The organism is Streptomyces sp. 63XJN7_1_ISO-PGPR-S23-121 (assembly GCF_056173025.1).
In genome coordinates this window covers 6335013-6361069 of record NZ_CM149653.1, presented here as the reverse complement: position 1 = coordinate 6361069, position 26057 = coordinate 6335013, and the positions used below count along the sequence as shown (strand labels likewise).

The following is a 26057-nucleotide window of genomic DNA, read 5'->3' as shown; positions in this document are numbered from 1 at the left end:
TGGCGCTCAGTGGCGGTCGGCCTTGCGGCGGCTGCCGCGGCCCCGGCGCAGCAGCCGCAGCAGCACGAAGGCCACGACGGCCAGCGCGGCGACGGCGAGCACGACCTTCGAGTAGGCGGAGACGACGGTGCTGACCTGGTGCCAGTTGTCGCCGAGGAAGTAGCCCGCCAGGACGAACGCGGTGTTCCAGATGGCGCTGCCCGCCGTGGTCAGCGCCGTGAACACCGGCAGGGGCATGCGCTCCACGCCCGCCGGGACGGAGATCAGGCTGCGGAAGACGGGGAGCATCCGGCCGAAGAACACGGCCTTCGTGCCGTGCCGGCGGAACCACTCCTCCGTCCGCTCGATGTCCGAGACCTTCACCAGCGGCAGCCGTGCCGCCACGGCGACGGTCCGGTCCCGGCCGAGGAGCGCCCCGATGCCGTACAGCGCGAGGGCGCCCACCACCGAACCGGCGACGGTCCACACGAGCGCGGCGACCAGGTTCATGCTGCCGGTGCTGGCGGCGAAGCCGGCCAGCGGCAGGATCACCTCGCTGGGGATCGGCGGGAAGAGGTTCTCCAGGGCGACGGCCAGCCCGGCCCCGGGCGCGCCGAGGGTGTCCATCAGGTCGCTGATCCACTGGGGCGCGCCGCCCACCGCCTCCGCCGCGTTGAATGCCATGTCCCCACGCTAGGCGGACGAACCTGAAGGGATCCTGAGCGGCCGGGGCGCGTCGGGCGCCCCGGCGTCACCGGTCAGCCGCAGCAGCCCCCGCCGCAGCAGCCGCCACCGCCTCCGCCGCCCGCGCGGGGCGCCGGGGCGGACGCCGAGCCGCCGACGGCGACCGCCGACAGCAGCTTCACCGTGTCGTCGTGGCCCGCCGGGCAGGGCGCAGGGGCGGAGGACTCGGCCATGGGCCGGCTCAGTTCGAAGGTGTCGCCGCAGCTGCGGCAGCGGTACTCGTAGCGAGGCATGCGCACAGGTTAACCGGCGGCCCCGGACGGCCGGTCCCGGCGGCGGGAGCCGGTCTCAGTGCCCGCCCCCGCGCTCCTCGCGGATGTGAGCCACCACGTCGGCGACCGTCCGGCGGACCGCGTCCGTCTCCGTCAGGAAGTGCCAGTAGTCGGGGTGCCGGCCCTCGAGCGTGGTGACCGCCCGTTCCAGCCGGGCCACGGCGTCGTCCAGGGGACGCGCGTGCCGCGGGTCGGGGGTGTTGCGGCCCGCCATGGCGAGCCGCTGGGCGTCGCGGATCGCGAACCGGGTGCGTTCGATCTCCTGCTGCGGGTCCTTCTGCACGGCGTTGAGCTGCCGCAGCCGGTCGCCGGCGGCCGAGACGGCCTCGTCGGTGCCGTTCAGCAGCGCGCGGACCGTGGACAGCAGGGCGGTGGCGTCGGGCCAGCGCTGTTCGTCGCGGGCGCGCTGCGCCTGGGCCAGCTTGCGCTCGGCCTGCCGGACCGTTTCACCGGCCTGGTCGGGCACGTGCTGGAGGTCCTGCCAGCAGGCGGCCGTGAACCTCCGCCGCAGCTCGCTCAGCACCGGTTCGACCTGCCCGGCGCGGGTGGTCAGAGCCTGGGCGCGGGTGCGCAGGGAGACCAGCCGGTGGTCGGTCTCGGCGGCCCGCTCGGGCAGGCGTTCGGCCTCGGCGCGGACCGACTCGGCCTCCCGGATGACCCGCTCGGCCCGCTCCAGGGTCTGCGGCACGCCGTGCTGTCCGGCGCCCTGGTTCAGCCGGGTCAGCTCCGGGCCCAGGGTGGCGAGCCGGGCGGCCAGGTCGTCCGCCTTCAGCCCGGCCCCGCGTACGGCGTCCAGGGCGTCCGAGGCGGCGAGCAGGGCCTGCCGGGCGCGCTCGACGGCGGGGGCGAGCCGGGCCAGCTGGGTCTCGGCCTTGCCGAGCAGCGGGCCCAGTCCCTCGGCGAAGCGGTCCAGTTCCTGCTTGACCCGGCCCAGTTCGTCCTTGGCGGCCGTGAGGTCGGTGCGGGCCCGGGAGGCGGCCGACGCCTCCAGGTCGTCCCGCTCCAGGTCGTGGGCGTCGACGGCGCTGATGTACCGGCCGCTGGCCTCGTCGATGCGCCGGCCCAGCTCGGCGAAGCCGTCGACGGCGCGCCGGGCGGCGGGGGAGGAGTCGACGGCCGCGATCGTCTCGATGGAGATGCGCAGGTCCCGCTGGGCGGTGTCCAGCTCGTAGAAGGCCGCCGCGGCGGCGTCCTTCGCGGCCTGTGCCTCGGCCCGCTGGCTCTCGGCCCGGCCGCCGAACCAGCGCCGGGTGCCGCCGCCGGCGAACGCGGCGGGCAGGGCGAGCGCGGCGAGCAGCGGCAGGCCGAGCAGAGTGAGCGTGTCACGCAGCGCTCCGGGCGGGCGCTTGCCCGGGGCCCGGTGCGGCGGGCGCGGCGCACGCGGCACCATCGGCGAGTACGGCTGCGATGGTGTCGCCGTCACATCCCTCTCCCGTGTCGTCCGTCCTGCCCGGGTTCATTCTCCCACCCGTAAGGGACGAACACACGGGCCGGTCAGTTCGCGGTTCGGACCGTGACTTTGCCGTCCTGGGTGCGCGCGGTCACCACGTGGGAGCTCGTGTCGGCCCGGGGCACGGACACGTCGACCGACCCGTCGTCGCTGTCGGCGGACACCTTGTACGTGGCCCGGGGCAGGTCGACGGTGACGGAGCCGTCGTCGCTGCGGGTCTCCACCAGGTCGGGGACGGTGCCGAGTTCCAGGTGGATCGAGCCGTCCTTGGTGGACGCGTCCACCCGGCGCGAGGAGACCTCGGCGCGCAGCGACCCGTCGTCGCTGCGCAGGGTCAGCGGTCCGGTGGAGTCCCCGACCCGCACGGATCCGTCCGCCGTGCGGATGTCCAGCGCGTCCCGGAAGCCCTGCGCCCGGACGCTGCCGTCGTCGCTGCGCACCGTGACGGTGACGCCGCGGGGCACCTCCACGCGGTGCCTGGTGTCGCAGTCGGCGACCAGACCGGAGCAGTGCGTCCGCAGTTTCAGCCGGTCGCCCTCCATGCTCCAGGTCACCTCGGGGTCGGAGCCGACGACGACCGAGCCCTTGAACCACCGGGTGACCTCGACCCGGCCCGGCGCGTGCCCGTCCGCGGCGACGATCTCCAGCGCGGAGTCGTCGGCGTCGACGGTGAGGGTGCTGCCCTGGAGGGCGAAGGACCGGTGGTCCGGTTCCTTGTCCTCGTCGGCGGAGGAGCAGCCGCTGAGCCCGGCGACGAGGACGGCGACGGCGCCGGCGGCGGCGAGGGCGCGGACGGTGACGGTACGGGCGGCCATGACGGATCTCCCCCTGTGACGGATGTCGAGGCACCGCTCCGGGACGCCCGGCCGGCGGGGCCGGCGGGCCCGGTGCGGTGATGTTCCCGACCGTAGTGACCGGGGTCCCCCGCGGGGATCCGGGCCGCTCCCGGATCCGGGGTGGGGTTAACCCCCGCCCGGGGCCGGGCCCGCCACGCGCTTTCCGGACGACGCCCGGGGCCATGTAGGCTGTCGACTCGTCCTGGGTGCGTAGCTCAGGGGTAGAGCGCCTGCCTTACAAGCAGGATGTCGGCGGTTCGAAACCGTCCGCGCCCACCAGGACCGGCGTCGGTGCCGGTCGAGAGGCCCCCGGAGATCCTCCGGGGGCCTCTCGCGTACGCCCGCCCCTACGCGTCCTGCTCCGCCCCGGTCTCGTGGGCGTGCTTGAGCTCCGTGCGCGCGGCCACGCGGTCCGGGCCGGTGATCCCGGACCAGTAGCGGTGGGTGGTGACGAAGACGGCGAGCTCGCGCTCGCGCTGCCGGAGCTTCTCCACCTCGGCCTGTTCGTCCTCCGACCAGCCGGGTGAGGCGGGGCGCTCGACCCTGCGCCAGCCGGTGTCGTCGCTGAAGCCGTCCAGCGGCTCGACGGACCAGGGAAGTCTCTTCAGCAGGGCCGACAGCTCGGCCCGGACCTGATGCAGTTCCTCCTGACCGGCGAGGAGGTCACTGGGGAAGTCGTAGGTCGTAGCCACGCCCTCAATCATACGCCTGTTCGATTTTGCGGCGCGCGTTCCCTTCGGCGGTTCACGCGAACGGGTGGCCACGGCCCGGCCGCCCGGCGTGCCGCTCTCCGGCGGGTGGGTGCCGCTTCGGTGCGGGCGCCCCGCGGGCGGGCCTCGGGGTGGAGACTGGAGCCATGTGCCGCAGCATCAAGACGCTCCGCCCGCCCGCGCTGGCCGAGGAGGCCACCGGGGACGAGATCAGGGCCGCCGCCCTGCAGTACGTGCGCAAGGTGTCCGGGTTCAGGGCGCCGGCCGAGCACAACCGGGAGGTGTTCGAACAGGCGGTGGAGGCCGTCGCCGCGGCCACGGCCGAGCTGCTGGACGGCCTGGAGGTACGGGGAGGCGCCGGCGCGCGCCGGGCGGGATGACGCCGCTGCCGCCGCCGTCCCGCCCCCGCTACGAGGCCTCGGTGGCCTGCGGCTGGCGGCGCATCAGGTACGCCGCGCCCGCCCCCGCGCCGAACAGTGCGAGGAAGGACACCCCCGTCGCGAGCCAGCTCGGGCCGAGCCACTGGCCGCCGAAGTAGCCGAGGGCGACGCTGTAGGCGGCCCAGGACAGTCCCGCGAGGGCGGACCAGGGCAGGAACTCGCGGACCCGGCGGTGTGCGGCTCCGGCGACGAGGGAGACGACCGAGCGGCCGGCCGGGGCGAAGCGGGCCAGGACGACGAGGGCGCCCCGGGCGCCTCCGCTGCGGGCGAGCGCTCCGCCGAGACGCTGGTGCGCCGTGGTCAGCCGGCGGGACCGGGCGATCGCGCGGTCGAGGCGGTCCCCGCCGCGCCAGGCCAGGCGGTACACGGCCAGGTCGCCGAGTACGGAGGCGGTCGTGGCGCACAGCAGGAGGAGCACGATGTCGGGGACGTCGTGCGGCACCCGCCCGGCCGCCGCCGCGCCCGAGCCCGCGGCCGCCGCGGTGGCCGCCGTGATCACGAGCACGCCGCTCGGCAGCACCGGCAGGAAGATGTCGAGCAGCACCGACAGGGCCACCAGCGCATAGATCCATGGGCTGCTGACCAGCGCCGCGACATTCCCGAAACCCTCGACCACCACTACTCCCCTGGATCCCCCGTGGACCGGACCGTGCCGCGGTGCGCGGGGAAACGGCAGGAGCGGTCGATGACAGCCATACAGCGTACGCGTGGGGTGTGACAGAGGGTTCACAGGGGGCTCGCGCGCAGGGCACGGAGCGTTCACCCGGCCGCCGGAAACGGTGCGGCGCCCACCCGCGCGGGGTGGGCGCCGCACCGGCCGGCTCAGGCCGCGACGGGCGTCTGCTCCGGGGTCTGCTTCTCCGGCTCGGACGAGCGCCGGGCCAGGACCCGGTCCAGGCCGAGGGCGCCGGAGCCGGTGAAGGCCAGCAGCAGGAAGGCCCAGCAGAACATCGCGGAGGCCTCGCCGCCGTTCTCCATCGGCCACAGGGCGCCCGGCTGGTGCACCTTGAAGTAGGCGTACGCCATCGAGCCCGAGGCGACGACCGCGGCGGCGCGCGTGCCGAGGCCCAGCAGGACGAGACCGCCCGCGACGAGCTGGATCACGGCCGCGTACCAGCCCGGCCAGGTGCCGGCCTCTATCGTGCCGCCGCCTCCGGAGGCGCCGCCGAGCACGCCGAAGAGGGAGGCGGCGCCGTGGCAGGCGAAGAGCAGGCCGACGACGATGCGGAACAGGCCGAGGGCGTAGGGCTGGGCGCTGTCGAGGCGTGCGGACATGTGGGGGGTGCTCCTTCGGTCGGGCCGGTCCGTGGGGGACCGGTGGGGGACGGAACCGATCGGGATGCCCACGTTAGGTGGCCCTAAGGAGTACTTGCAAGTTCAACATTTGGCCACGACGTGGCTCCGGGTTACTGGTTCGTAGGGGAAACCACCGCACGTACGGGTCGTCCCACGTGCGCCGCCCGGGACCGGCGGGCTGACCGAAACCGCGCGGAGCCCCGGGCTCCGCGCGGCCTTGCCCCTAAGTCAGCGCCCGGTCCGTGACCGTCCGCAGCTCCGTCGTGCCGTCGGGGTCCGAGCGGGCCTGCTCCAGGCGCAGCCGGGCCGAGCGGCCGCGCAGGGTCAGCGTCATGAGCTGGTTGCCGAACCAGGGCCCGCCGGTCCTGCGCCAGGAGACCGCCGGCGGCGCACAGCGCCCGTGCCGGGTGATGAGACGGCCGAGGGCACGCGCCGGGGCGCTCCAGCCGAAGCGGAAGCCGAGCCGCATCGAGAGCGGGACCGAGTTGTGCACGGGGGAGCAGGTGAGCTGCACGACCCGGGCGTCGGGGCCCCCGCCCGGCCAGGACGGCTCGGCCACGTAGGCGTGGTGGACGTCCCCCGACAGCACGCTCACCGTGGCGGGCGCCCCCGGCCCCTTCCCGGTGTCGGCGATCAGGCCGGCCAGCGCGTCGAAGGAGGCCGGGAAGGCCGGCCAGTGCTCCAGGTCCGCCCCGCGTCTGATCCGCTCCCCGAGCCGGGCCCAGCGGGCGCCCCGCTCGCCGCCGCACACCGAGGCGTTCCAGGCCTCCAGGTCGTGCACCAGGTGGGGCAGCAGCCAGGGCAGGGAGGTGCCGATGAGCAGGTGGTCGTACGCGCCCTCGCCGTCGTCCCGCCCGTCCAGCACCTGCTCGCGCAGCCAGGCCTCCTCGCCCGCGTCGAGCATCGAGCGCCGGTCCTCGTCCAGGACCCGGGCGGCGCGGGAGTCCACCATCACCAGCCGCACCCGGCCGAAGTCGCGCCGGTAGCTCCAGCGGACGGAGGCGGGATCGGCGTCGGCCCGGGCGGCGAAGTCGCGCAGCGCGTCGGTGCTGTCGGGCGCCGCGCGGACGGCCGCGTAGAGCGGGTCGGCGGCCAGTTCGGCCGGGGAGAGGTTCCCCAGCTGCTGGTACACCCAGTACGACATCAGGCCGCTCAGGATGCGCTCGCGCCACCAGCCGGTGGCCCGCATGTCGGCGACCCAGGCGGCGGAGGTGTTCCAGTCGTCGATCACGTCGTGGTCGTCGAAGACCATGCACGAGGGCACGGTGGACAGCAGCCAGCGCACCTCCGGGTCGCTCCACGACTCGTCGTAGAGCCGGGTGTACTCCTCGTAGTCCGCGACCTGGTCGCCCGGGGACTCCGCCAGGTCGCGGCGCCCGGAGATCCAGCGGCGGGTCGCGTCGGAGACCTCGTCGGCGTACACCTGGTCGCCGAGCAGCAGCAGCACGTCGGGCCGCGCGCCCCCCGGGTCGGCCGCGATGCGGGTCGCCAGGGAGTCCAGGGCGTCCGGGCCCACCGGGTCCTTCCCGCCGGCCGGCGGTGCGGCCCAGCGGCAGGAGCCGAAGGCGACGCGCAGGCCGTCGTCGGCGGCCGGCGTGGCGATCACCGAGGGCGGGAAGCGCGAGTCGGGCGGCGGCCACACGGGGGCGCCGTCGAGCAGCACCTCGTACTCCGTCGCCGTCCCGGGCGTCAGGCCGGTCACCGGGACCAGGACGTAGTGGTGGCCCGCGACCTGGAACGTGCGGGCCGTGCCGTGCGCGCCGTCGGCGCAGCGCACCTCGGCGGTGCAGGGACGGTTCGTCTCGGCCCAGATGGTCGCGGACGAGCCGTCGTTGTACCTCAGCAGTGGTCCAAGGCGCAGTTCCGCCATGGCGATCCCCTCCTCCGTCGCCCCGTACGGTACGGAACGACGGAGGGGTGCGGGGAGTGTCCGCGCCGGAGCCGGAGCGGTCTCAGCAGCTCGCGAGCTGGTTCGTCAGCGCCGACTTCTCGGCGGAGTCGACGGAGAGGCCGTAGTAGTACTTCACCTGGACCCAGGCGCGCACGTACGTGCAGCGGTAGGCGGTGCGTGACGGCAGCCAGGTGGCCGGGTCCTGGTCGCCCTTGGCCTGGTTGACGTTGTCGGTGACGGCGATGAGCTGCGGGCGGGTCAGGTCGTTGGCGAACGACTGGCGGCGGGAGGTGGTCCAGCCGCTCGCGCCGGAGTCCCAGGCCTCGGCGAGCGGCACGACGTGGTCGATGTCCAGGTCGGAGGCGGCGGTCCAGGTGGCGCCGTCGTAGGGGGAGTACCAGCTGCCCTTGGTGGCGGCACAGGAGGAGTCGGTGACCACGCCCGAGCCGTCGCGCTTGAGGACCGTCTCGCGGGTGTTGCAGGTGCCCGACTGGGTGATCCAGTGCGGGAAGAGGTCGCGGTCGTAGCCGGTGCGGTTCTCGGTGGCCACGGTGAGGGAGGCGAGGTAGGAGCGGGCGGTGGCGGCGCTCACCGGGGTGGGCAGGGCGGCGGAGGCGGCCGGGGCGCCGAACAGCCCGGCGGAGGCTATGAGCCCGGTGAGCGCGGCGAGGCCGGCGAGACGTCGACGCGCGTAGAACTTCGGCATGCGAACTCCCTTGGGGGGTGGGGGTCTGGGGCGCGAGCGAAGGAATGCTCGCGGCGCCGCATGGCGCACAGATGTGCGGCCGGTAAGAAGTTAGTGACGTGTGCATGGCACGTCTAGAAGCGCGACGGGACTTTCGCCCTCGATGTGGCGGCCCGCCGGGGCGCGGTGGTGCTGGTGGCGGGCTCAGGGGTGCGGAGCCGGCGGGGCCAGGTGGGCGGTTCGGCGGGCGAACGGCGGGTGACTGTCCGCCCGTGCGGTGGCGCGATGGCCGACCTGTTTTGTACCGTGGGGGAACAAAGTGGCTCCCGCCCGTTCTCCCTGACCGGCGGGCGGGGCCGCCTTGTTCCCTCCCCGTGTCTTGGAGTCTGCCGATGACGGCCACCACCACTGTTCTCTCCGCCCGTGCCCTGCTGCTCGACATGGACGGCACCCTCGTCAACTCGGACGCCGCCGTCGAACGCATCTGGCGGCGCTGGGCCGGCCGGCACGGGCTGGACGGCGACGAGGTCATGAAGGTCGTCCACGGCCGGCAGGGCTACGCCTCGATGGCGCTGCTGCTGCCGGACCGGCCGATGGAGCGGAACCACGCCGACAACGCGCGGATGCTCGCCGAGGAGACCGCCGACACCGAGGGTGTCGTGGAGATCGCCGGGGCGCGGGAGTTCCTCGCCTCGCTGCGGGGGCTGCCGCACGCGCTGGTGACCTCCGCCGACGTCGCGCTGTCCACCGCGCGGATGGCCGCCGCCGGGCTGGGGCTGCCGGACGTCCGGGTGACCGCTGAGTCGGTCGGCGCGAGCAAGCCGGACCCGGAGGGCTTCCTCAAGGGCGCGGCCGAACTGGGCGTCGACCCCGCGGACTGCGTCGCCTTCGAGGACTCCGGGGCCGGGATCGAAGCCGCGCGGGCCGCGGGGATGCGGGTCGTGGGGGTCGGGCCGCGGGCCGGTGCGTACGGGCCGGACGTGGTGGTGCGGGATCTGACGGAGGTGCGGGTGGAGGCCGACGGGTGTGGGGGGCTGCGGCTGTCCGTGGGCGGCGGGGTGGCCTGACGCGTCTGCGTGCGCCGAGGGGGGCGGGTGCGGCCGCGGTCGGTGAGGGGGTGACCGTGGGGGTGGCGGGGTCGCGGGCGGGGAGCGCGGCCCGGCGCCGACGGGGTGCCGCCGCGCCCACCCGTGCCGCCCTCGGCGGCACGATTGCCCGCGGCTGAGGCGCTTGCGGTGGCCGGTGCGGCACGATGCCCGCGGCTGAGACGCTTGCGGCACGGTTGGCCGCGGCTGAGGCGGGTCAGGGCTGGTGGGTCTCCGTTTCCAGCATTCGGCGGGTGGTCTCGTCGTACACGCCCGGTTCGGCGCGGATGCCGCGGGCCCACTGGTAGGTGCGGACCGATTCCTCGACCTGGCGGTTGTAGGTGCCGTTGAACTCGCCGGTGTACAGGTGGAGCTGGGTCAGGCGCTGCTGGAGTTCCACGACCTCGGCGCCCCGGTCGCCCCGGTGCAGCGTGCCGCCGCCGTCGTAGGGGCCGCCGTCGTCCTGCCCGTCGGTCCCCGGGGCGAGCGCGGGGGCGCTCGGCGTGGTCGTGGTCGGCTCGGGCGACCGCGACGGTGTCGGCGAGGCGCTGGAGGCCGACGGGGACGGCGAGGGGGAGGACGAGGGGCTCGCCGACGCGGAGGCGGACGGGGACGGGGACTCGGTGACCGGCTCGGCCGTGGTGGCGCTCGGCTCCGGTGCCGTCGACGACGCGGTGGCCGACGGGGCCGGTACGCCCGCCCGGACCTCGTCCGGCAGGGCACCGTCCCGCGACGGCGACTCGTAGGAGAACAGGCCGCTCGCGTACCCGGCCGCCCCCACCACGATCACGGCCGCCCCCGCGACGCCGAGCAGCACGCCCAGCCGCCGTCGGCGAGGCCGGCCGCCCCCCGTGCCCGCCGGCACGCTCCGCAGCGGCGCCGTCGACGCCGGGTCGTCCGCCGAGGTGTCGAACAGGCGCACGTCGTGGTCGCTGGGCGCACCGGCCGAGGGCGCCAGCGGCGTGGGCAGCACGGACGCCGCCCCCGTGGCCGGGGGCGCGGCGGACGGCCCGGCGTCGACGGCGCGCAGCGTCATGGTGGCGTCCGGGTCCGGCGCCGGCGGCGTGGACTCCGGCGGGAGCGCCGCCGGTTCACCGGTGCCGTCCAGTTCGACGTACGGCCGGATCCGCAGCGGGTCGAAGTCCTCCGCGGCCGCGGCCTGGGCCGTGCGCGCGTCGCGCAGGGCGTCGGCCGCGCGGGACCCGCAGGCACAGGACGGCGTGTGGTCGGCCTCCCTGGGTGCTCCGCACTCCGGGCAGGGGTGCTCCGAGGGCCGCCCCCCGGGCCTGTGCGGCCCCTGCGACGGCTTCTGTTCCTGCTCCACGCGCTCGTCCCTCCCCTCGCGACTCCCCTCGCGAACTCCAGAGATTATGCAGATCTTCTCCACACTTTCGCGCACACGCCTCCGGAACACCCGCCTTCCGCAGGACTGAACAGGCCATAACGGGCCACACCGATAAGGATGGGGTGTGGGTGGCGGCACCCGTGGACAGCGCCGGGAGGTCATCGATGGCAGCGGATGTGCGCGAAGCGACGGAGGCGGCAGGGCCCGAGGACCGCGAACAGGTCTCCCGTGGCGTCCTGGTGTCGATCGGGGCCCTGCTCCTCGGCATGCTGCTCGCCGCCCTCGACCAGACCATCGTGTCGACGGCGCTGCCCACCATCGTCAGCGACCTGGGCGGGCTGGAGCACCTGTCCTGGGTCGTCACCGCGTACCTGCTGGCCGCGACCGCCGCGACCCCCCTGTGGGGCAAGCTCGGCGACCAGTACGGCCGCAAGCGGCTGTTCCAGACGGCGATCGTCATCTTCCTGGTGGGCTCCGCGCTGTGCGGCGTCGCGCAGAGCATGTCCGGGCTGATCGCCTTCCGCGCCCTTCAGGGCCTGGGCGGCGGCGGACTGATGGTGCTGTCGATGGCTATCGTCGGCGACCTGGTGTCCCCCCGGGAACGCGGGCGCTACCAGGGCCTGTTCGGTGCCGTGTTCGGCGCGACCAGCGTGCTGGGGCCGCTGCTCGGCGGGGTCTTCACCCAGCATCTGAGCTGGCGCTGGGTGTTCTACATCAACCTGCCCGTCGGCATCGTCGCGCTCGCCGTGATCGCGGCGGTGCTGCACATCCCGCGCCGCACCACCCGGCACGTCATCGACTACCTGGGCACCCTGCTCATCGCCTCCGTCGCCACCTGCCTGGTGCTGGTCGCCTCGCTCGGCGGCACGACCTGGGCGTGGGGATCGCCGCAGATCGTCGGGCTGGCGGTGCTGGGCGTCGTGCTGGCCGTGGTGTTCGTGGCGGTGGAGCGCAGGGCCGCGGAGCCCGTCCTGCCCCTCAAGCTCTTCCGCGTCCGCACCTTCACGCTCTCCGCCGTCATCAGTTTCATCGTCGGCTTCGCGATGTTCGGCGCGATGACCTACCTGCCCACGTTCCTCCAGGTCGTGCGGGGGGTCACCCCGACCATGTCCGGTGTGCACATGCTGCCGATGGTGGTCGGCGTGCTGCTGGCCTCGACCGGCTCCGGGCAGATCGTCAGCCGCACCGGGCGCTGGAAGGTGTTCCCCGTCGCGGGCACGGCCGTCACCGCCTTCGGCCTGGTCCTGCTGCACCGGCTCGACGAGAACAGCTCGACCGCCGAGATGAGCGTCTACTTCTTCGTCTTCGGCGTGGGCCTCGGCCTGGTGATGCAGGTCCTCGTCCTCATCGTGCAGAACGCCGTTGCGTACGAGGACCTGGGTGTGGCCACCTCCGGCGCCACCTTCTTCCGGTCCATCGGCGCGTCCTTCGGCGTCGCGATCTTCGGCACGGTCTTCTCCGGCCGCCTCGGCGACCGGCTCACCGACGTGCTCGGCGGCGCCACGCTGCCGCCCGGCGTCTCCGCGGACTCGCTCAAGGCGGACCCGCGCGGCATCGGCGCCCTGCCCCCCGCCCTGCGCCCGGACGTCCTGCACGCCTACGCGTCCGCCATCACCGACGTCTTCCTGTACGCCGCCCCCGTCGCCCTCCTCGGCTTCGCGCTGGCCTGGTTCCTCAAGGAGGACCGGCTGCGCGGCTCGGTCACGGCGCCCGACGGCTCGCAGACCTACGCCAGCAACCCGGTCGAACGGTCCTCGCACGACGAGGTGTGCCGCGCCCTGTCGGTGCTCGGCACCCGCGAGGGCCGCCGGGAGATCTACCGGCGGATCACCGAACGGGCGGGCTACGACCTGCTGCCCGCGGCGAGCTGGATGCTGCTGCGGGTCAGGAAGTACGGCCGGGTGGAGCCGGCCGTGCTCGCCGAGCGCAGCCCCGTTCCGCTGACCGCCGTCATGGCGGCCGCGCGCCAGGTGGAGGAGCGGCACCTCGCCGTCCGCGAGGGCCCCGACCTGGTCCTGACGGACCGGGGACGCGAGTACGCCGAGCGGCTGGCGCAGGCCCGGGAGGACTCCCTGGCCGAGCTCCTCGGCGACTGGTGGGGGCCGGACCGCCCGACCGACCTGGTGCGGCTGGTGAAGGAGCTCACCGGTGAGCTGTGCGGGTCGGAGCGGGAGCGCCCGCACGACGAGCGCACCCTCCTCACCCGGTCCCCCTGAACCCCTCAGACGGCGGCCCCGTCCAGCGGCTTCGTGAACCAGTGCTCGGCGTACGGGTCGTCCTTGTACGCCTCGGTCTCCGTGTAGCCGAGCCGCGCGTACAGGGAGCGGGCCTCGACGAGGTCGCCGCGGGTGTCGAGGACGATCCGCGCGGCGCCGAGCTCCCGCGCGGCCTCCTCCGCGGCTCCGACCAGCAGCGCGGCGCCGCCCCGGCCGCGCAGGTCCGCCCGCAGGAACACCCGGGTCAGCTCGGCGGTCGTGCCGTCCAGCAGCCGTACGCCCGCGGTGCCGGCCGGTTCACCGGCGTACCGGGCCACCAGCAGCCGGGCCAGGTCGGCACCGGAGTGCGCGGCGATCTCCCGCTCCAGCTCGTCCGGGTCGGTGCGCCGTCCCTCGTGCAGCAGGTACCAGCGGTCGCTGACCTCCGTGTAGTACGCGCGCCACAGGGCGGCGGCGACGGGGGAGTCGTGCGGTTCCGGGGCGACGGTCCAGGTCATGACCGGCATTCTCGGGACCGGCCGTCCGGTGCGCGACCGTATTTTCCCACCGATGCGCCGTCGGCGCCTCCCGGGCGCCGTTTGAGGCGGATCTGCGCGGCAACACGAAGTGCGAACCGGCCGTCCGAGAGCCGGTGGCCCGAGAACCCGGAAGGCACACATGTCCACAGGCGTGATCATCGCTCTGATCGTGATCGTGGCGGCCGTGCTCGTTGTCGCGGCCGTCCTGGCCTCGCGCGCACGGGGCTCCCAGCACGGCGGAAACCTGAAGCGGCGCTTCGGGCCCGAGTACGACCGGGCCGTGGCCCGGCACGACGGCGACACCAAGGCCGCCGAGCGTGAACTGGCCGAGCGCGTCGAGCGGCACGGGTCGCTGCAGACCAGGCAGCTCGACCCGGCCGAGCGCGAGCGCTTCGAGGCGCGCTGGACGGCCGTGCAGGAGCGCTTCGTCGACTCCCCGCGCGAGGCGGTCGCCGAGGCGGACCTTCTGATCGCCGAGGTGGCCGGCGCCCGCGGCTTCCCGGACGGCGGCCAGTACGAGGAGCAGCTCGCCGCGCTGTCCGTGCACCACGCCCACCACGTCGAGGGCTACCGGCGCGTGCACCGCGTGACGCACGCGCGAGTGGACGGGGCGCAGGACAGCGGTGCGGGCACGGAGGAGATGCGCGCGTCCCTGGTCGATGCGCGCGCCCTGTTCGAGGACCTGCTGCGCCCGTCCCGCCACGACGGCGGCCGGCACCGGACCGGGGCGGAAGGCGGCGCACCCGCACCGGCCCGCGCGCACCACTCCTGGTCGTTCAGCAAGCGTCAGCCGAAGGAGAGTTGAGCCACATGTCCGACGTGACCCGGCAGCCCGGCGGCACCCCCGCCGAACGAGACCCGCGGATCCCCGGCGCCCACGGCGAAACCGCCCCGGGCGCCCACCGCGCCGATCACGGAGCCGGCCCGGCGGGCGGCTTCGACCAGACCCCCGGCGGGCGCGCCGACCAGGGCGCCGGCCCCCGCACCGGCAACGACGCGGGCACCAGCGCCGGACACGACACCGGCCACGACGCCGGCCACGACACCGGTCTCGGTGCCCGTATCCGCGACGGGGTCACCCCCGGCTCGGGGACCCACGGCACCGGCAACGGCGCCGGTACCCGTGCCGAGGGGGCCGTGGACGGGCACGGGCTGCTGCCGCACGAGGAGTGCGACAGGCTCGGGCAGCGGCTCCACCACGCGGTGACGGAGTTCGTCGACGCCCCGCGTGCCTCGGTCGAGGAGGCCGACCGCGTCCTGGAGGAGCTCGCCGCCCGCTTCACGGACGCCGTGACGCACCGCCGCCGCGCCCTGCGCACCTCCTGGCAGGACGGCGAGGAGACCCGCGCGACGAGCACCGACACCGAACAGCTCCGCCTGGCCCTGCGGGACTACCGCGAGCTGGCCGACCGCCTGATGCACGTGTGACGCGCAGGCGTCACCGCTCCGCCCGGCGCTCCCGCCACCGGCCCACGACCTCTTCGACGTCGTAGGGCTTGAGACCCAGCGGGGGCCCGGGCGGTGGCTTGAACATGACGTCACGGATCTTGACGTTGATCTGCTCGACGATCGTGCGGGCGGCCCCCTCCGTCGGGGCGTCCACCGCCGCCTGAAGCGCGTCCTCCGCCTCCTTGCGCAGGGCCAGCGTCGGCGGCAGCACGGAGAGGCCCTCGCGGGCCATCTTCCGCTTGACCCACCACAGTTCGTCGTACGGAGTCTCCACGTCGCTCGGGAGCGGTTTCCCCGCCCCCGGCAACCGGTCGAACGCGCCGCGCGCGTCCGCGTCGCGGATCTGCTTGTCGACGAAGGACTCGAAGTCGACGCCCGGTGGCTTTCGCTCGGTCATGACCCCATTGTGCCGGACACCGCACCACCGGCCGATCTATCATGCGGCGGCGACCAGCCAACGCCCAGCCGGGACGTCTCGAAGGAGCGCACGTGCTCGAACTCACCATGGCCGCCGTCACCGCGGCGGACGCGGGCGCCACCGCCGGTATGCAGATGGCCGACGCGCCCAGCGAGCCGGGCGCGGTGCTGCGGGTGGGCCGGGACCGGTCCGTGTGCCGGCTGTCGACGCCGGACGACTGGCTGTTCGTCTCCCGCGTCCACCTGGAGTTCCGGTGCGGCCCCGACGGCACGTGGCAGCTCACCTGGCTGCGCGGCTCGCAGCCGGACCCGTCCTCCGAGGTCCGGCTCACCGCCGGCGCGCACACGCAGCCCCTCGTCCACGGCGGCACCGTGGCGCTGCCCAGGGGCGGCAGCGGCGAGATCGTCGTCCAGGACCGCACCGGGCCGCGCAGCGTCAACGTCGGCTTCTACCACGAGGCGTAGGCCGCCGCCCGGCCGCTCAGGCCAGTACGCGGGCCAGCGCGAAGCCGTCGTAGCCCTTGCTGCCGACGGTCTGGACCGCGGTGCCGCTCAGCCGCGGATGGCTGCCGATCATCTCGATGGCGGCGCGGGTGCCGCGCACGTCCTCGGCGTCGCTGCCGGCGTCGGCCACCCGGCCGCCGCGCACCACGTTGTCGATGACGATGAGGCTGCCGGTGCTGGTGAGCCGCAGCGCCCACTCCAGGTAGTGCGGGTTGTTGCCCTTGTCGGCGTCGATGAAGACCAGGTCGAAGGGCGGCGGGTTGTCGTCGGCGAGCTTCGGCAGCGACTCCAGCGCCGGGCCCACGCGCACGTCGACGACGGACTCCAGGCCGGCGCGGGCGATGTTGCGGACGGCGATCTCGGCGTGCCGGGCGCTGTACTCCAGCGTGACCAGGCGGCCGTCGGCGGGCAGGGCGCGGGCCAGCCAGATGGTGCTGTATCCGCCGAGGGTGCCGATCTCCAGGATGGTGCGGGCGCCCTGGACCTGGGCGAGCAGGTGGAGGAACTTGCCCTGGGTGGGGGTGACGGCCACCGGCGGCAGCCCGGCGGCGTCACTCTCCCGCAGGGCGGCCTCCAGGGCGTCGTCCCCCGGTGCGAGATGGCCGGTGAAGTAGGCGTCGACGTCGTCCCAGAGCCGTGAGTCGCTCATACCGGGGATGCCTCCCGTACGCGTGGTTAGCACTGCTAAATAGATGCGCTAACGAATATAGACGCGCGGGGAGGGCGTGTCCCGGAGTTGACCGGGGCCCGGCCGGGTGTGTCCCCCGGCCGGGCCCCGGTGGCCCCGGTGTGCTCGGCTGGCCTCGGTGTGCTCAGGCGGCCTCGGTGCGCTCGACCGCGGGGGCCGAGCCGGGCAGCGGGCGTCCGGCCGACTCCGTCATGAACCACACCGCCGCGCCGCCGATCACGGCCGCGCCCATCATGTAGTAGGCGGGCATCATCATGTTGCCCGTCGCCCCGATGAGCGCCGTCACCACCAGCGGCGTCGTGCCGCCGAAGAGGGACACGGAGACGTTGAAGCCGATCGACAGCGAGCCGTAGCGCACCCGGGTCGGGAACAGCGCGGGCAGGGCGGACGGCATCGACGCGGTGAAGCAGACCAGCAGCAGGCCCAGCGCGGCCATGCCGAGCCCCACGGCGAGCAGACTGCCCTGGCGGATCAGCAGCAGCGCGGGGACGGACAGCAGCAGGAAGCCGGCGCAGCCCGCCGCGATCACCGGCCGTCGCCCGACCCGGTCGGTGAGCGCGCCCGCGAACGGCTGCACGATCATCATCAGCGCCATCACGGCCAGCACGACCAGCAGTCCGTGCGTCTCGTCGTACTTCAGCTCGCTCGTCAGGTAGCTGGGCATGTACGACAGGAGCATGTAGTCGGTGACGTTGAAGACCAGCACCAGGCCGACGCACAGCAGCAGCGTCCTCCACTGCCCCGTGATCATGTCCCGCAGGGGAACGCGGGGCCGGGAGGCCTCCGCCTTCTCGACCTCGGCGGCGAACGCCGGGGTCTCCTCCAGCCGCATCCGCAGGTACAGGCCGATGATGCCCATGGGTCCGGCGATCAGGAAGGGGATGCGCCAGCCCCAGGAGGTGAGGTCGCCGTCGGACAGCAGCGCCGTCATCAGGGTCACCAGTCCGGCGCCGCCGATGTAGCCGGCGAGCGTGCCGAACTCCAGCCAGCTCCCCAGGAACCCGCGCCGCTTGTCCGGCGCGTACTCGGCGATGAAGGTGGACGCGCCCGCGTACTCGCCGCCGGTCGAGAAGCCCTGCACCAGGCGGGCCACCAGGAGCAGCACCGGCGCCCACACGCCGATCGACGCGTAGGACGGGATCAGGCCGATGGCGAACGTGCCGGCCGCCATCATGATCATCGTGACGGCGAGGACCTTCTGCCGCCCGACCCGGTCGCCGAGCGGGCCGAAGACCATGCCGCCGAGCGGCCGGACCAGGAACGCCGCGGCGAAGGCGCCGAAGGTGGAGAGGAGCTGGGCGGTGGGGTTGCCCGAGGGGAAGAAGACCTTGCCGAGCGTCACGGCGATGTAGCTGTAGACGCCGAAGTCGAACCACTCCATGGCGTTGCCGAGCGCCGCTGCCTTCACGGCGCGCTTGACGAGGGCGGGGTCGGTGGAGGTGACGCGGGCGCCGGACGCCGACGCACCGGAGCGGACCGGCTTCTCGAGGGACGGATGGGATGCGACGGTGGCAGCCGACAAAACTCCGCTCACCTACCTTTCGACGGGGACAGGGACACCGCGACCCGCACGGCGGCACTGTCGCCGGGCCGGAAGGAACCCGCGGCAACGCGCCACAGGCCGAAAAGCGACCATAGGCGCTGATGTGCCGCTTACGCCCGGTAGGGTGTTCGTTGCACAGTGCATCAATATGTCGTGCAAACAGGCACGTCTCGTCGGTACGGAGCACGCCCTGGGCCTCTGACCTGTGATCCTTCTCGCTCCGGCCGGGGCCGTGAGGGGCCGGCGGAACAGGACGGGAAGCGCCCCGAGTACGACCGCACTATCGTCATGCGGACAAAAGGCGGCCGAGGGGCCGGCCGATGACGGACGGCGGTCAGGCGGAACGGGGGTTGCCTGCGTCTCCCCCAGGGGGCGGTGCGAGCCTCATAGGGTTCGCAGGGACAGCACCGCGCACACGGGCGCGCGGACGAGCGGGGCGGGAGGCCGCGGGGCGTGGCGAATGCGGAGAGCAGTGGGCGACCGGCGGAGGCCTTCGGCGCACCGGCCGTCGCGGCGACCAGAGCACGGCTGCGCGCGGCGCGGCTGGGACTGTGGCTGGTCGCGGCCATCCTCGCCGTACGCCAGCTGGCCTCGGTCCTCGGCACCCCGAGCGGAGAACGGCTGACGGACCTGGAGACGTGGGTCGGGGAGCACGGGGTCCTGCACGTGGAGGGCTCGCTGTACGACTCCACGCAGTTCACCGGCACCCCCTTCGTCGGCCTCGTCCTCAAGCCCTTCACCCGCGCCGCCGAACAGGCCCTCGGCTGGGGCTGGACCTTCGGCTCGCTGCTGCTGGTCGTGGCCCTCGGCGTGGTCGCCGCCCGCGCCCTGCCCCAGCCGGTGGGCCGCCGCACGGCGCTGCTGGCGGCGCCGGTCGCAGTGAGCCTGCTGATGCTCTCGCTGCCGGTGCGCAACGCGCTGTGGCTCGGCCAGACCAGCATCCTCCCCGTCCTGCTCGTCCTGCTGGGCTGCTTCACCGTCCGCGGCGAGCACGGCGAACGTGTCGGCGGCGTGCTGATCGGCGTCGCCGCGGCCTTCCAGCCGACCGTGCTCCTGTTCGTGCCCCTGCTGTGGTTCACCGACCGCGGACGGGCCGCCGTGTCCACCGCCGCCACCTTCGCCGCCTGCACGGCGATCGCCTGGGCGGCGATGGCGCAGGACTCGTACACCTATTGGGTGCACCACCTGGCGGGCGTCGGGCTCGGCGGCGCGGCCGACGACCTCGCCAACCAGTCCCTGCACGGCGCCCTGCTGCGGCTCGGCCTCTCCGGCCCCCTGGAGATCGCCCTCTTCCTCGTCCTCGGCGCGGCCGTCGCCGTCCTCGCCCTGCGCCGCGCGGTGCGCTACGCCCGCGACGGCCAGCTCCTGCTCGCCGTCGCCGTCACCGGCTGCGCGGCCGTCGCCGTGTCGCCGGCCACCTGGCAGCACCAGCTCCTGTGGGTGCTGCTCGCGGTCGTCGGCCGGGTCGGCAGGCGCGCCTCCGACCGGTACGTGTGGCCGGTCGCCGTCGTGCTGGTGATGACGCTGCCCGCCAGGATGATGCTGCCGGACATGCCGGCCCTGTACCCGCTGCGCGACGACCTCGTGCTGCTCGCGGCGCTGGCCGCGGCCGTCGCCGTGCCGTTCCTGCCCCGCACCTCGCCGTACTACGACTCCCCGGTGCCGACGAGCTACGCGGCACCGGTCCCCGCCCGCTTCCGGCACGTCCCGCTCCTGCCCCACCTGCGCAGGGTCCTGACCCGCCCCAACCTCCTCCTGGAACTCCTCCTCATCCGGGTCACCTACGCCGCCTACTCCCAGGTCCGGCTCGCGGCGACCGGCGGCAGCAACTCCGCCGGCCGGGAGCGGGCGGAGGCGCACGGCCACCAGATCCTCGACCTCGAGCGTGTCCTGCACATCGACATCGAGCACGCGGTCAACCACGCGGTGGTGCGGATCGGCTGGCTGCGGGACTTCTTCGACTTCTACTACACGTCGTTCCACTTCTTCGTCCCGCTGACCGTGCTCGGCGTCCTGTACTGGCGCCGCCCGGTCGACTACCGCTGGGCCCGCGCCTCCCTGGGCTTCGCCACCCTGCTGGCCCTGGTCGGCTTCTGGCTGTACCCGCTGGCCCCGCCGCGCCTGATGCCGGGGCTCGGCATCATCGACACGGTGCACGGCGTGCAGGACTTCTCCAAGCCCGACTACGGCACGCTGACGGCCCTCACCAACCAGTACGCGGCGATGCCGTCGCTGCACTTCGGCTGGTCGCTGTGGTGCGGACTGGCGATCGCGGTCATCGCGCCGAAGACGTGGATGAAGGCCCTCGGCCTGCTCCACCCGCTGTTCACGGTCTCGGCGATCGTGGCGACCGGCAACCACTGGGTGCTGGACGCGGTGGGCGGCGCGCTCGTGGTCGGCGGGGGCTTCGGGCTGACGTACCTGCTCCAGGGCCCCCGGGCCCGGACGGTGACGGCCGCGGCGCGGCAGGCCCTGCCGGCTCCCTCCCGTCCCCCGGCCGACGAGGTCAGCAGCGGTCCGGCGTCGTCGGCGAAGGAAGGTACGCCGAGCTGATCCGGTACTCGCCCGCCGCCGGGACGGTCAGCCGCGTGAACTCGCCGTCCCGGGTCAGGCACCCGCCGTCGGCCCGCAGCCACGGTGACCAGGCGACCTTCACGGTGACCGGGCCCGGCCGCTCGGCGCGCAGCACCAGCTCGACGCCGGTGGTCGTCACGACGGTGCCGGGCGCGGAGACCAGCGGCACGGCGTCCCGCACCCGGTAGACCCGCCAGTGCTCGTCCTGCCAGACCGGCTCCAGCCACTCGGGCCGCAGCCCGGGGTCCCGCACGAGCGCCGCCTCGGCCTCGGCGGGGCCGTCCGGCCTGCCGAGCGGCAGGACGACGAGGCCGACGCCCCAGCGGTCCAGCCAGGCCCGGTAGCCGGCCGCGGAGAAGCTGCCGTCGTAGAAGAGACGGCCGCGCTCCACGTCGAGCTGCCGGTTCCAGCCGCGGGCGAGATTGACGTGCGGGGCGAGCCCGGCGGCCTCGCGGTGGTTGCGGGCGGGCACGACCTCGACCCGGGTGCGGTCGGCGCCCAGCCCGTCCAGCGCCCGGACGAGCCCGTCCGTCTCGGCGGCCCAGGCGGGCACGGCCGTGGACACCCGCAGGTCGTCGACGGTCTTCTTCCCCACCCATCCGACGGAGTAGACGAGCGCGACGACCAGGAGAGCGCTCGTGACGCGCCGCTTCCGGTCCACGGTGAGCAGGGCGGCGAGCAGCGCGGCGGGCGCGAACAGCTCGACGAAGCGCTCGACGTTCGTCCCGACGGGCGAGGCGACGAGGTACGTCAGCACCGTCCCGACCGCGTACACGGCGCCGCTCCACCGCGCCACCCGCCAGGTGCGCGGCGCCAGTACGGTGACGGCCAGCCCGAGCGCGACGGGCGGCCAGATCCGGCCCGCCGGCATCGGCTGCTCCCCGGTGAAGGGGAAGAACAGCGTGGTGAGCCCGACGACGGCGGCGGGCGGTATCAGCAGGACCAGGGCCCGGCCCCAGTCCCGCACCAGCAGGAACCCGGCCCCGACGACGGCCAGGAACAGCCCGGCCACCGGCGACGCCATGGTGGCGAGCGCGGCGTAGGCGGCGGCGAGGGCGAGCCGCCGCTCCCGGACCAGCGGCACGCACGCGGCCAGTCCGAGGGCTACGCCCAGGGCGAAGGTCGTCCGCCCCGAGGCCACGTTGCACCACAGTGCGAGCGAGGCGAGCAGCGCGGGCCACAGCGGCCGGCGCACCCCCGCCCGCCTGATCAGCACGGCCGCCAGCCAGGTGGCGGCCAGCCCGGACGCCACGGTGACCGTGCGCACGCCGAGCGCGGCCATCAAGTAGGGGGATATGAGGCTGTAGTTGGCGGTGTGCATCCCGCCGTACCAGAACAGCCCGTACGCCGACCCGCCGTGCCGCGCCGCGAAGTCCGCCCACGCCTGCTGCGCCGCGAGGTCACCGCCGCCGGTGGCGAGGTACGCCCACCACAGCCCGTACAGGGGCAGGGTGGGCAGCGTCGCGAGCAGTGGGACGCGGTGCCGGTGCCAGAAGGTGCGCGGCGCGTCGTTCCGGCGTCCGTCCGCCCGTTGTTCGGGACGGGAGACGGTGAGATCGGCAGGGACCACGGTCGGGGTTTCCGTTCGGCTTCGTCAGCTGCGTCCGGTGCGGACACACGTGCGAAGACGATAATTCGAACAGAAACGTTGATCCGACCCGGGGCCGGGTCATCAGGCCGGTACGGAGGCCCAGTCGAGGAAGGCGGCGAAGGCGGCGGGGGCGAGAGCCAGGACGGGGCCCGCCGGGTCCTTGGAGTCGCGGACGGCGACGGCGGAGCGCAGTTCGGCGACTTCGACGCAGTTCCCGCCCTGGTCGCCGCTGTACGACGACTTGCGCCACGCGAGCCGGCCGAGCGGCGCGCACTCGACGCACTCGCCGCCCTGGTCGCCGCTGTAGCTGGACTTACGCCACTGGATCCTCGTCGGCATTGCTTTGTTCTCCATAGCGTTCCTCCATCACCCGGCGGATCAGCTCCGCCGAATCCCTGAGAGAAAGCGCGGCGGCCCAGAGGTGATCGTAACGGAGCGAACAGTCCTTCACCGTGTCCGGGTTGGCCGTCGGATGACCGGTGCCGTACCCCTCTGTGTAGACGATGGTCGGGTCGCTGGCGAAGCGGAAGAGGGTAAATGAGCCTTGCAGCCCCGCATGCGCCCCCACAGAGAACGGCAGCACCTGCACGTTGATCCGGGGATTGCTCTCGAACGACAACAGACGGGCGAGTTGACCCCGCATCGTCTCCCAATCGCTGATCTCCTGGTGCATGGCCGCCTCGCTGAGCACCAGCCACAGAACCGGCGGCTCGGCCTTTTCGAAGATGCGCTGGCGTGCGAGTCGCACGGCGGTACGGTCGTCCAGGTCGGTCTCGTCCAGCGCTCCGAGTACGCCTCGTACATACGCATCGGTCTGGAGCAGTCCGTGCACCATGTGCGTCTGGAAAGCGCAGATCTCGACCGCCCGCGCCTCCAACTCGGCGACCTGTTGGAACCACCCCGGAAGCTGACTGCGCATCACCAGCGTGACCAGGCGGGACAGCAGTCCGCCCGTGCCCAGCGCCGCGTCCACCCGTTCACTGAACTCCGGCGTCGGCAGTTTCCGGGCGGTCTCGATCTGGCCGACCAGGGAGCCGGTGTAGTTCACGATGTCGCCGAGCTGCCGTTGGGTCAGTCCCGCGGCCTCGCGGTACCGGCGCAGCTCGAAGCCGTAGTAGTCGAGCGGTGAGGCTCCCGGGTCGAGGATGTTGACGTGGGTCACGCAGAGGCCCCTCTCGCGCAACTCGGCCCACCGCGGGACCGGTTGTATTCGTTCGGTAGCCCACGGTAGTCGCCCCACGTCAGGCTCGTGCCGTGAACGATTACTTTCCCCCGGCCCTCGTGGGTCACTGCCCGGACCAGTACACGATGCGCTTCACCGCCGGCGCGCACTCGGCCCGGCACGTCCGGCGGATCGTCCGCTCCTACCTGGCCGAGTGGGAGCTCGCCGGACTCACCGAGGCGGTGGAACTGGGCGTGACGGAGCTGCTGGCCAACGTCGTGCGTCATGTCCCGGACCACCGCTGCACGCTGCTGTTGCTGCGGCGGGCGGACGGGTCCGGAGTCCGGGTCGAGGTGACGGACGGCAGTCCGCGACGCCCGCGCCTGTCCGGCGAGGTGCCCGACGACGCCGAGGGCGGGCGGGGGCTGGTGCTGCTGGACGCGGTGGCCGACACGTGGGGTGTCACGTCGGGGCCGGGGCGCGGCAAGACGGTGTGGTTCGAGTGCGGGGACCCCGCGGAGCGGTGCGCGGGGGCGCCCCCCGTCCTGGAGGCGGGGGACGCCCGGTGATCACACCGTCGCGGTGTGCCCGGTGATCGGGCAGGTGCCCGCCGCCACGGCCGCGGTGAAACCGGCCGTCCTGGCGGTGGGCGCCGTCCCGCCGATCTGCTGGAGGATCTCGTCGGAGAGGAGGTCCTCCTTGCCCTTGAGGGCGTCGGCGACCTTGAGGTCGGTGTTGAAGACCATCTCGGCGGCGACGTTGTCCTGGACGATGCGGGCCAGGTTGTCCAGGGCCACGGCGATCGGGTCCGAGGGGGTCTCCACGGTCGGCAGGTCGATCAGGTGGGTGTCCGCCTTCGCCTGGTTCGATGATCGTAGATCCGACCGAAAGCGGCCGTGAGGGGGCCCATGTGTGGCCCGTCGGCTACGAGGCGGCTTCGTAGGTGCCGCGGGTCACGTGGGGCTGCTCACCCCGGCGGCCTTCCCGGACGTGACCGGCGTCTCGATGGAGCGGGACCGGACGGACCGCGGCCGACGGATCAGTGGCAGAGGGCGCTCAGGATGTCGAAGTCGCTGGTCATGCGATTGCTGACCGTGTCGTAGTACTCCCGGAGCTGGTCACCGCGCCAGGTGTCGCCGGAGGCGTTCGCGGACCCGATGTCGTTCAGGGTGCTCCTCAGCTCCTGCATGTCGTCGGCGAGATCGTTGATTGCGCCGGAGACGTCCGGGTCGTCGGCGTCCTTCGCGGCGAACTCCAGGTCGACCTCCAGATCGATCAGCTCGGCGGTGCCCGGGTCCGTCGCCTCGTTGTATTCGCTGACGCCGGACATGGCGTCCTCGCAGCCGGCCGGTGTGGTGTCCTCGGGTTCGGGTTCGGAGGTGTACTCGTCGGGCTCGGGTGTGTAGTCGTCCGGTTCCGGTGTGTCCTCCGGCTGCTGAGGGCTCGGGACGGCTTCGCCTCCGGCGGACGGTGTCCCGCCGGCGTCCGCCGACACGGCGGGCTCGTCCGCCGTCTGCGACTCCAGCCGGTCGAGGAGCTTGCCCGGGCCGATCACGAGCACCATCACGCCGACGACGACGGCGAGGAAGCCGAGCCAGCCGTAGCCCGAACCGGTGCCGGAGCTCGACGGGGCGTCGATCTTCTTCGTCTTCTTCGGGTCCGGAGCGCGCTTCACGGTCGTGGCCGTCGCGCTGTACTTCGCCGTGTCGTAGGCCGCCAGTGAGCCGGCCACGGTGTCGGGGAGCCAGCCGCCGGTGAGGTCGAGGGTCTCGCCCCCGGTCCCGCGGCGGGCCTGCTTCATGATCCAGTCGACGCCGGGCCGTTTCGCGGGGTCCTTGGCGAGGCAGGGTCGGACGATCTCGCGCAGCTGGGGCGGACAGGCCTCCAGGTCCGGGTCCTCGTGCAGGATGCGGTAGAAGAGCGCCTCGGTGTTGCCCTCGCCGAAGGCGGCCTGGCCCGTCGCCGCGTACGCGGCGAGGTTGCCGAGGGCGAAGACGTCGCACGGTGGTCCCGCCGAGCGGCCGCGGACCTGCTCCGGAGCCATGAACGCGGGGGTGCCGATACGGATCCCGGCGGTGGTGGCGGACGTCGCGTTCGCCGCGTGGGCGATGCCGAAGTCGATGACCCGGGGCCCGTCGTCGGCGAGGAGGATGTTCGCCGGCTTGAGGTCCCGGTGTACCAACTCACGGGCGTGGACGGCCGCGAGGCCCTCCGCGACACCGGCGATCAGCCGGAAGACCGTGGACAGGGGGAGGGGCCCGTGCTCGGAGACGGCCTGTGCGAGCGATGGGCCCGGTACGTAGGCGGTGGCCAGCCAGGGGAGTTTCGCCCCGCTGTCCGCGTCCACCACGGGCGCGGTGTACAGGCCCTCGACGCTCCGGGCAGCCTTGATCTCCCGTTGGAAACGGCGGCGGAACTCCGGATCGTGTGCGTAGTCTGGCCGTACGACCTTGATGGCGAGTGGCCGGCCGCCCGGGGTGAAGGCCAGGTACACGCGCCCCATACCGCCGGCGCCGATGAGTGCCCGGACCTCGTATCCGCCGACGGTCCTGGGGTCGTCGGCGTCGAGCGGGGTGAATCTGCCGGTCATCCGTACCCCCGTACTGCCACGCCAGCCGTTTGGATACTGGCACTATCCCACGAATGCGGGTCAATGGGAGGC

Annotated in this window: 26 protein-coding genes, 1 tRNA gene and 1 pseudogene; 9 read left to right on the top strand and 19 right to left on the bottom strand. The window is 73.7% G+C overall.

The window, feature by feature from the left end; translation table 11 throughout:
* Positions 1 to 12 precede the first annotated feature (12 nt).
* The 4 genes and pseudogenes from AC0VYN_RS28520 to AC0VYN_RS28505 all read right to left on the bottom strand — a co-directional run.
* Positions 13 to 663 (bottom strand): annotated as a pseudogene (locus AC0VYN_RS28520) (DedA family protein); the annotation flags it as partial.
* 74 nt (positions 664 to 737) lie between these two features.
* Positions 738 to 956: an FmdB family zinc ribbon protein gene (locus AC0VYN_RS28515; RefSeq protein WP_385470187.1), complete on the bottom strand. Its 219-nt coding sequence runs from the start codon at positions 954 to 956 to the stop codon at positions 738 to 740.
* Positions 957 to 1011: 55 nt separating this feature from the next.
* On the bottom strand, positions 1012 to 2418 hold the full coding sequence (locus AC0VYN_RS28510) for a hypothetical protein (RefSeq protein ID WP_475533267.1): 1407 nt from the start codon (positions 2416 to 2418) through the stop codon (positions 1012 to 1014).
* A 71-nt stretch (positions 2419 to 2489) separates the two neighbouring features.
* Positions 2490 to 3260: a DUF4097 family beta strand repeat-containing protein gene (locus AC0VYN_RS28505; RefSeq protein ID WP_475533266.1), complete on the bottom strand. Its 771-nt coding sequence runs from the start codon at positions 3258 to 3260 to the stop codon at positions 2490 to 2492.
* Between the two features lie 225 nt (positions 3261 to 3485).
* Here AC0VYN_RS28505 and AC0VYN_RS28500 point away from each other — a divergent pair.
* Positions 3486 to 3560 (top strand) — tRNA-Val (locus AC0VYN_RS28500).
* Between the two features lie 68 nt (positions 3561 to 3628).
* Here AC0VYN_RS28500 and AC0VYN_RS28495 read toward each other — a convergent pair.
* A complete protein-coding gene (locus AC0VYN_RS28495) occupies positions 3629 to 3973 on the bottom strand; it encodes a hypothetical protein (RefSeq protein WP_386922343.1) in 345 nt (114 codons plus the stop codon).
* 164 nt (positions 3974 to 4137) lie between these two features.
* On the opposite strand from AC0VYN_RS28495, the gene AC0VYN_RS28490 reads away from it, so the two are divergent.
* The gene (locus AC0VYN_RS28490; protein WP_475533265.1) at positions 4138 to 4371 is read left to right on the top strand and encodes a DUF2277 domain-containing protein; all 234 of its coding nucleotides are present in this window, start codon (positions 4138 to 4140) and stop codon (positions 4369 to 4371) included.
* A 28-nt stretch (positions 4372 to 4399) separates the two neighbouring features.
* Here AC0VYN_RS28490 and AC0VYN_RS28485 read toward each other — a convergent pair whose 3' ends face one another.
* From AC0VYN_RS28485 to AC0VYN_RS28470, 4 genes are all read right to left on the bottom strand, one after another.
* Positions 4400 to 5047 (bottom strand): DedA family protein, encoded by a 648-nt coding sequence (locus AC0VYN_RS28485; protein ID WP_475533264.1) that lies wholly within the window; start codon positions 5045 to 5047, stop codon positions 4400 to 4402.
* A gap of 206 nt (positions 5048 to 5253) precedes the next feature.
* A complete protein-coding gene (locus AC0VYN_RS28480) occupies positions 5254 to 5706 on the bottom strand; it encodes a DoxX family protein (RefSeq protein WP_386922346.1) in 453 nt (150 codons plus the stop codon).
* A gap of 244 nt (positions 5707 to 5950) precedes the next feature.
* Positions 5951 to 7597 carry an alkaline phosphatase D family protein gene (locus AC0VYN_RS28475; RefSeq protein WP_475533263.1) on the bottom strand — a complete coding sequence of 549 codons (1647 nt, stop codon included), beginning with the start codon at positions 7595 to 7597 and terminating at the stop codon, positions 5951 to 5953.
* An 82-nt stretch (positions 7598 to 7679) separates the two neighbouring features.
* Entirely contained in the window at positions 7680 to 8324 is a 645-nt protein-coding gene (locus AC0VYN_RS28470) for an HNH endonuclease family protein (RefSeq protein WP_475533262.1), read from the bottom strand.
* A gap of 371 nt (positions 8325 to 8695) precedes the next feature.
* On the opposite strand from AC0VYN_RS28470, the gene AC0VYN_RS28465 reads away from it, so the two are divergent.
* The gene (locus AC0VYN_RS28465) at positions 8696 to 9370 is read left to right on the top strand and encodes an HAD family hydrolase (RefSeq protein WP_475533261.1); all 675 of its coding nucleotides are present in this window, start codon (positions 8696 to 8698) and stop codon (positions 9368 to 9370) included.
* 235 nt (positions 9371 to 9605) lie between these two features.
* Here AC0VYN_RS28465 and AC0VYN_RS28460 read toward each other — a convergent pair whose 3' ends face one another.
* Entirely contained in the window at positions 9606 to 10712 is a 1107-nt protein-coding gene (locus AC0VYN_RS28460; RefSeq protein WP_475533260.1) for a peptidoglycan-binding domain-containing protein, read from the bottom strand.
* Positions 10713 to 10897: 185 nt separating this feature from the next.
* Here AC0VYN_RS28460 and AC0VYN_RS28455 point away from each other — a divergent pair, with 185 nt between their 5' ends.
* Entirely contained in the window at positions 10898 to 12949 is a 2052-nt protein-coding gene (locus AC0VYN_RS28455; protein WP_475533259.1) for an MDR family MFS transporter, read from the top strand.
* A 5-nt stretch (positions 12950 to 12954) separates the two neighbouring features.
* Here AC0VYN_RS28455 and AC0VYN_RS28450 read toward each other — a convergent pair whose 3' ends face one another.
* Entirely contained in the window at positions 12955 to 13446 is a 492-nt protein-coding gene (locus AC0VYN_RS28450; RefSeq protein ID WP_475533258.1) for a GNAT family N-acetyltransferase, read from the bottom strand.
* A gap of 160 nt (positions 13447 to 13606) precedes the next feature.
* Between AC0VYN_RS28450 and AC0VYN_RS28445 the strand changes: the two genes are divergently transcribed.
* Together AC0VYN_RS28445 and AC0VYN_RS28440 are read left to right on the top strand one after the other, a co-directional pair.
* Positions 13607 to 14272, top strand: coding sequence for a hypothetical protein (locus AC0VYN_RS28445; RefSeq protein ID WP_475533257.1), 666 nt, complete (start codon positions 13607 to 13609; stop codon positions 14270 to 14272).
* A 5-nt stretch (positions 14273 to 14277) separates the two neighbouring features.
* The gene (locus AC0VYN_RS28440) at positions 14278 to 14895 is read left to right on the top strand and encodes a hypothetical protein (protein WP_475533256.1); all 618 of its coding nucleotides are present in this window, start codon (positions 14278 to 14280) and stop codon (positions 14893 to 14895) included.
* A 10-nt stretch (positions 14896 to 14905) separates the two neighbouring features.
* Here the strand turns inward: AC0VYN_RS28440 and AC0VYN_RS28435 are convergent, their stop codons facing one another.
* The gene (locus tag AC0VYN_RS28435; RefSeq protein ID WP_475533255.1) at positions 14906 to 15313 is read right to left on the bottom strand and encodes a DnaJ family domain-containing protein; all 408 of its coding nucleotides are present in this window, start codon (positions 15311 to 15313) and stop codon (positions 14906 to 14908) included.
* Positions 15314 to 15405: 92 nt separating this feature from the next.
* On the opposite strand from AC0VYN_RS28435, the gene AC0VYN_RS28430 reads away from it, so the two are divergent.
* Entirely contained in the window at positions 15406 to 15798 is a 393-nt protein-coding gene (locus AC0VYN_RS28430) for a hypothetical protein (protein WP_475533254.1), read from the top strand.
* 16 nt (positions 15799 to 15814) lie between these two features.
* Here AC0VYN_RS28430 and AC0VYN_RS28425 read toward each other — a convergent pair whose 3' ends face one another.
* On the bottom strand, positions 15815 to 16486 hold the full coding sequence (locus AC0VYN_RS28425; protein WP_475533253.1) for an O-methyltransferase: 672 nt from the start codon (positions 16484 to 16486) through the stop codon (positions 15815 to 15817).
* Between the two features lie 163 nt (positions 16487 to 16649).
* Entirely contained in the window at positions 16650 to 18047 is a 1398-nt protein-coding gene (gene proP / locus AC0VYN_RS28420) for a glycine betaine/L-proline transporter ProP (protein WP_475533252.1), read from the bottom strand.
* 474 nt (positions 18048 to 18521) lie between these two features.
* Between proP and AC0VYN_RS28415 the strand changes: the two genes are divergently transcribed.
* Positions 18522 to 20621: a bifunctional glycosyltransferase 87/phosphatase PAP2 family protein gene (locus AC0VYN_RS28415; RefSeq protein ID WP_475533251.1), complete on the top strand. Its 2100-nt coding sequence runs from the start codon at positions 18522 to 18524 to the stop codon at positions 20619 to 20621.
* Here AC0VYN_RS28415 and AC0VYN_RS28410 read toward each other — a convergent pair.
* The 3 genes from AC0VYN_RS28410 to AC0VYN_RS28400 form a co-directional block, all read right to left on the bottom strand.
* Positions 20575 to 22212, bottom strand: coding sequence for a hypothetical protein (locus AC0VYN_RS28410; RefSeq protein ID WP_475533250.1), 1638 nt, complete (start codon positions 22210 to 22212; stop codon positions 20575 to 20577). The two genes, AC0VYN_RS28415 and AC0VYN_RS28410, sit on opposite strands and share 47 nt — an antisense overlap.
* A gap of 102 nt (positions 22213 to 22314) precedes the next feature.
* Positions 22315 to 22572: a DUF397 domain-containing protein gene (locus AC0VYN_RS28405; RefSeq protein WP_475533249.1), complete on the bottom strand. Its 258-nt coding sequence runs from the start codon at positions 22570 to 22572 to the stop codon at positions 22315 to 22317.
* Positions 22547 to 23395 carry a helix-turn-helix domain-containing protein gene (locus tag AC0VYN_RS28400; RefSeq protein WP_475533248.1) on the bottom strand — a complete coding sequence of 283 codons (849 nt, stop codon included), beginning with the start codon at positions 23393 to 23395 and terminating at the stop codon, positions 22547 to 22549. Before AC0VYN_RS28400 ends, AC0VYN_RS28405 begins: the two co-directional genes overlap by 26 nt.
* Positions 23396 to 23487: 92 nt before the next feature.
* On the opposite strand from AC0VYN_RS28400, the gene AC0VYN_RS28395 reads away from it, so the two are divergent.
* Positions 23488 to 23964 (top strand): ATP-binding protein, encoded by a 477-nt coding sequence (locus tag AC0VYN_RS28395; RefSeq protein ID WP_475533247.1) that lies wholly within the window; start codon positions 23488 to 23490, stop codon positions 23962 to 23964.
* Here AC0VYN_RS28395 and AC0VYN_RS28390 read toward each other — a convergent pair whose 3' ends face one another.
* Positions 23965 to 24219, bottom strand: a complete 255-nt coding sequence (locus AC0VYN_RS28390; protein WP_475533246.1) for a hypothetical protein — start codon at positions 24217 to 24219, stop codon at positions 23965 to 23967. It lies immediately after the preceding gene.
* Positions 24220 to 24434: 215 nt separating this feature from the next.
* The gene (locus AC0VYN_RS28385) at positions 24435 to 25985 is read right to left on the bottom strand and encodes a serine/threonine-protein kinase (protein WP_475533245.1); all 1551 of its coding nucleotides are present in this window, start codon (positions 25983 to 25985) and stop codon (positions 24435 to 24437) included.
* Between the last annotated feature and the right edge of the window lie 72 nt (positions 25986 to 26057).

What these genes read in the sequence shown, in the direction of transcription:
- AC0VYN_RS28515 (WP_385470187.1), bottom strand. Translation starts at nt 956, where the DNA reads ATGCCTCGCTACGAGTACCGCTGCCGCAGCTGCGGCGACACCTTCGAA.
- AC0VYN_RS28505 (WP_475533266.1), bottom strand. Translation starts at nt 3,260, where the DNA reads ATGGCCGCCCGTACCGTCACCGTCCGCGCCCTCGCCGCCGCCGGCGCC.
- AC0VYN_RS28490 (WP_475533265.1), top strand. Translation starts at nt 4,138, where the DNA reads ATGTGCCGCAGCATCAAGACGCTCCGCCCGCCCGCGCTGGCCGAGGAG.
- AC0VYN_RS28480 (WP_386922346.1), bottom strand. Translation starts at nt 5,706, where the DNA reads ATGTCCGCACGCCTCGACAGCGCCCAGCCCTACGCCCTCGGCCTGTTC.
- AC0VYN_RS28475 (WP_475533263.1), bottom strand. Translation starts at nt 7,597, where the DNA reads ATGGCGGAACTGCGCCTTGGACCACTGCTGAGGTACAACGACGGCTCG.
- AC0VYN_RS28470 (WP_475533262.1), bottom strand. Translation starts at nt 8,324, where the DNA reads ATGCCGAAGTTCTACGCGCGTCGACGTCTCGCCGGCCTCGCCGCGCTC.
- AC0VYN_RS28465 (WP_475533261.1), top strand. Translation starts at nt 8,696, where the DNA reads ATGACGGCCACCACCACTGTTCTCTCCGCCCGTGCCCTGCTGCTCGAC.
- AC0VYN_RS28455 (WP_475533259.1), top strand. Translation starts at nt 10,898, where the DNA reads ATGGCAGCGGATGTGCGCGAAGCGACGGAGGCGGCAGGGCCCGAGGAC.
- AC0VYN_RS28450 (WP_475533258.1), bottom strand. Translation starts at nt 13,446, where the DNA reads ATGACCTGGACCGTCGCCCCGGAACCGCACGACTCCCCCGTCGCCGCC.
- AC0VYN_RS28445 (WP_475533257.1), top strand. Translation starts at nt 13,607, where the DNA reads ATGTCCACAGGCGTGATCATCGCTCTGATCGTGATCGTGGCGGCCGTG.
- AC0VYN_RS28440 (WP_475533256.1), top strand. Translation starts at nt 14,278, where the DNA reads ATGTCCGACGTGACCCGGCAGCCCGGCGGCACCCCCGCCGAACGAGAC.
- AC0VYN_RS28435 (WP_475533255.1), bottom strand. Translation starts at nt 15,313, where the DNA reads ATGACCGAGCGAAAGCCACCGGGCGTCGACTTCGAGTCCTTCGTCGAC.
- AC0VYN_RS28425 (WP_475533253.1), bottom strand. Translation starts at nt 16,486, where the DNA reads ATGAGCGACTCACGGCTCTGGGACGACGTCGACGCCTACTTCACCGGC.
- AC0VYN_RS28405 (WP_475533249.1), bottom strand. Translation starts at nt 22,572, where the DNA reads ATGCCGACGAGGATCCAGTGGCGTAAGTCCAGCTACAGCGGCGACCAG.
- AC0VYN_RS28385 (WP_475533245.1), bottom strand. Translation starts at nt 25,985, where the DNA reads ATGACCGGCAGATTCACCCCGCTCGACGCCGACGACCCCAGGACCGTC.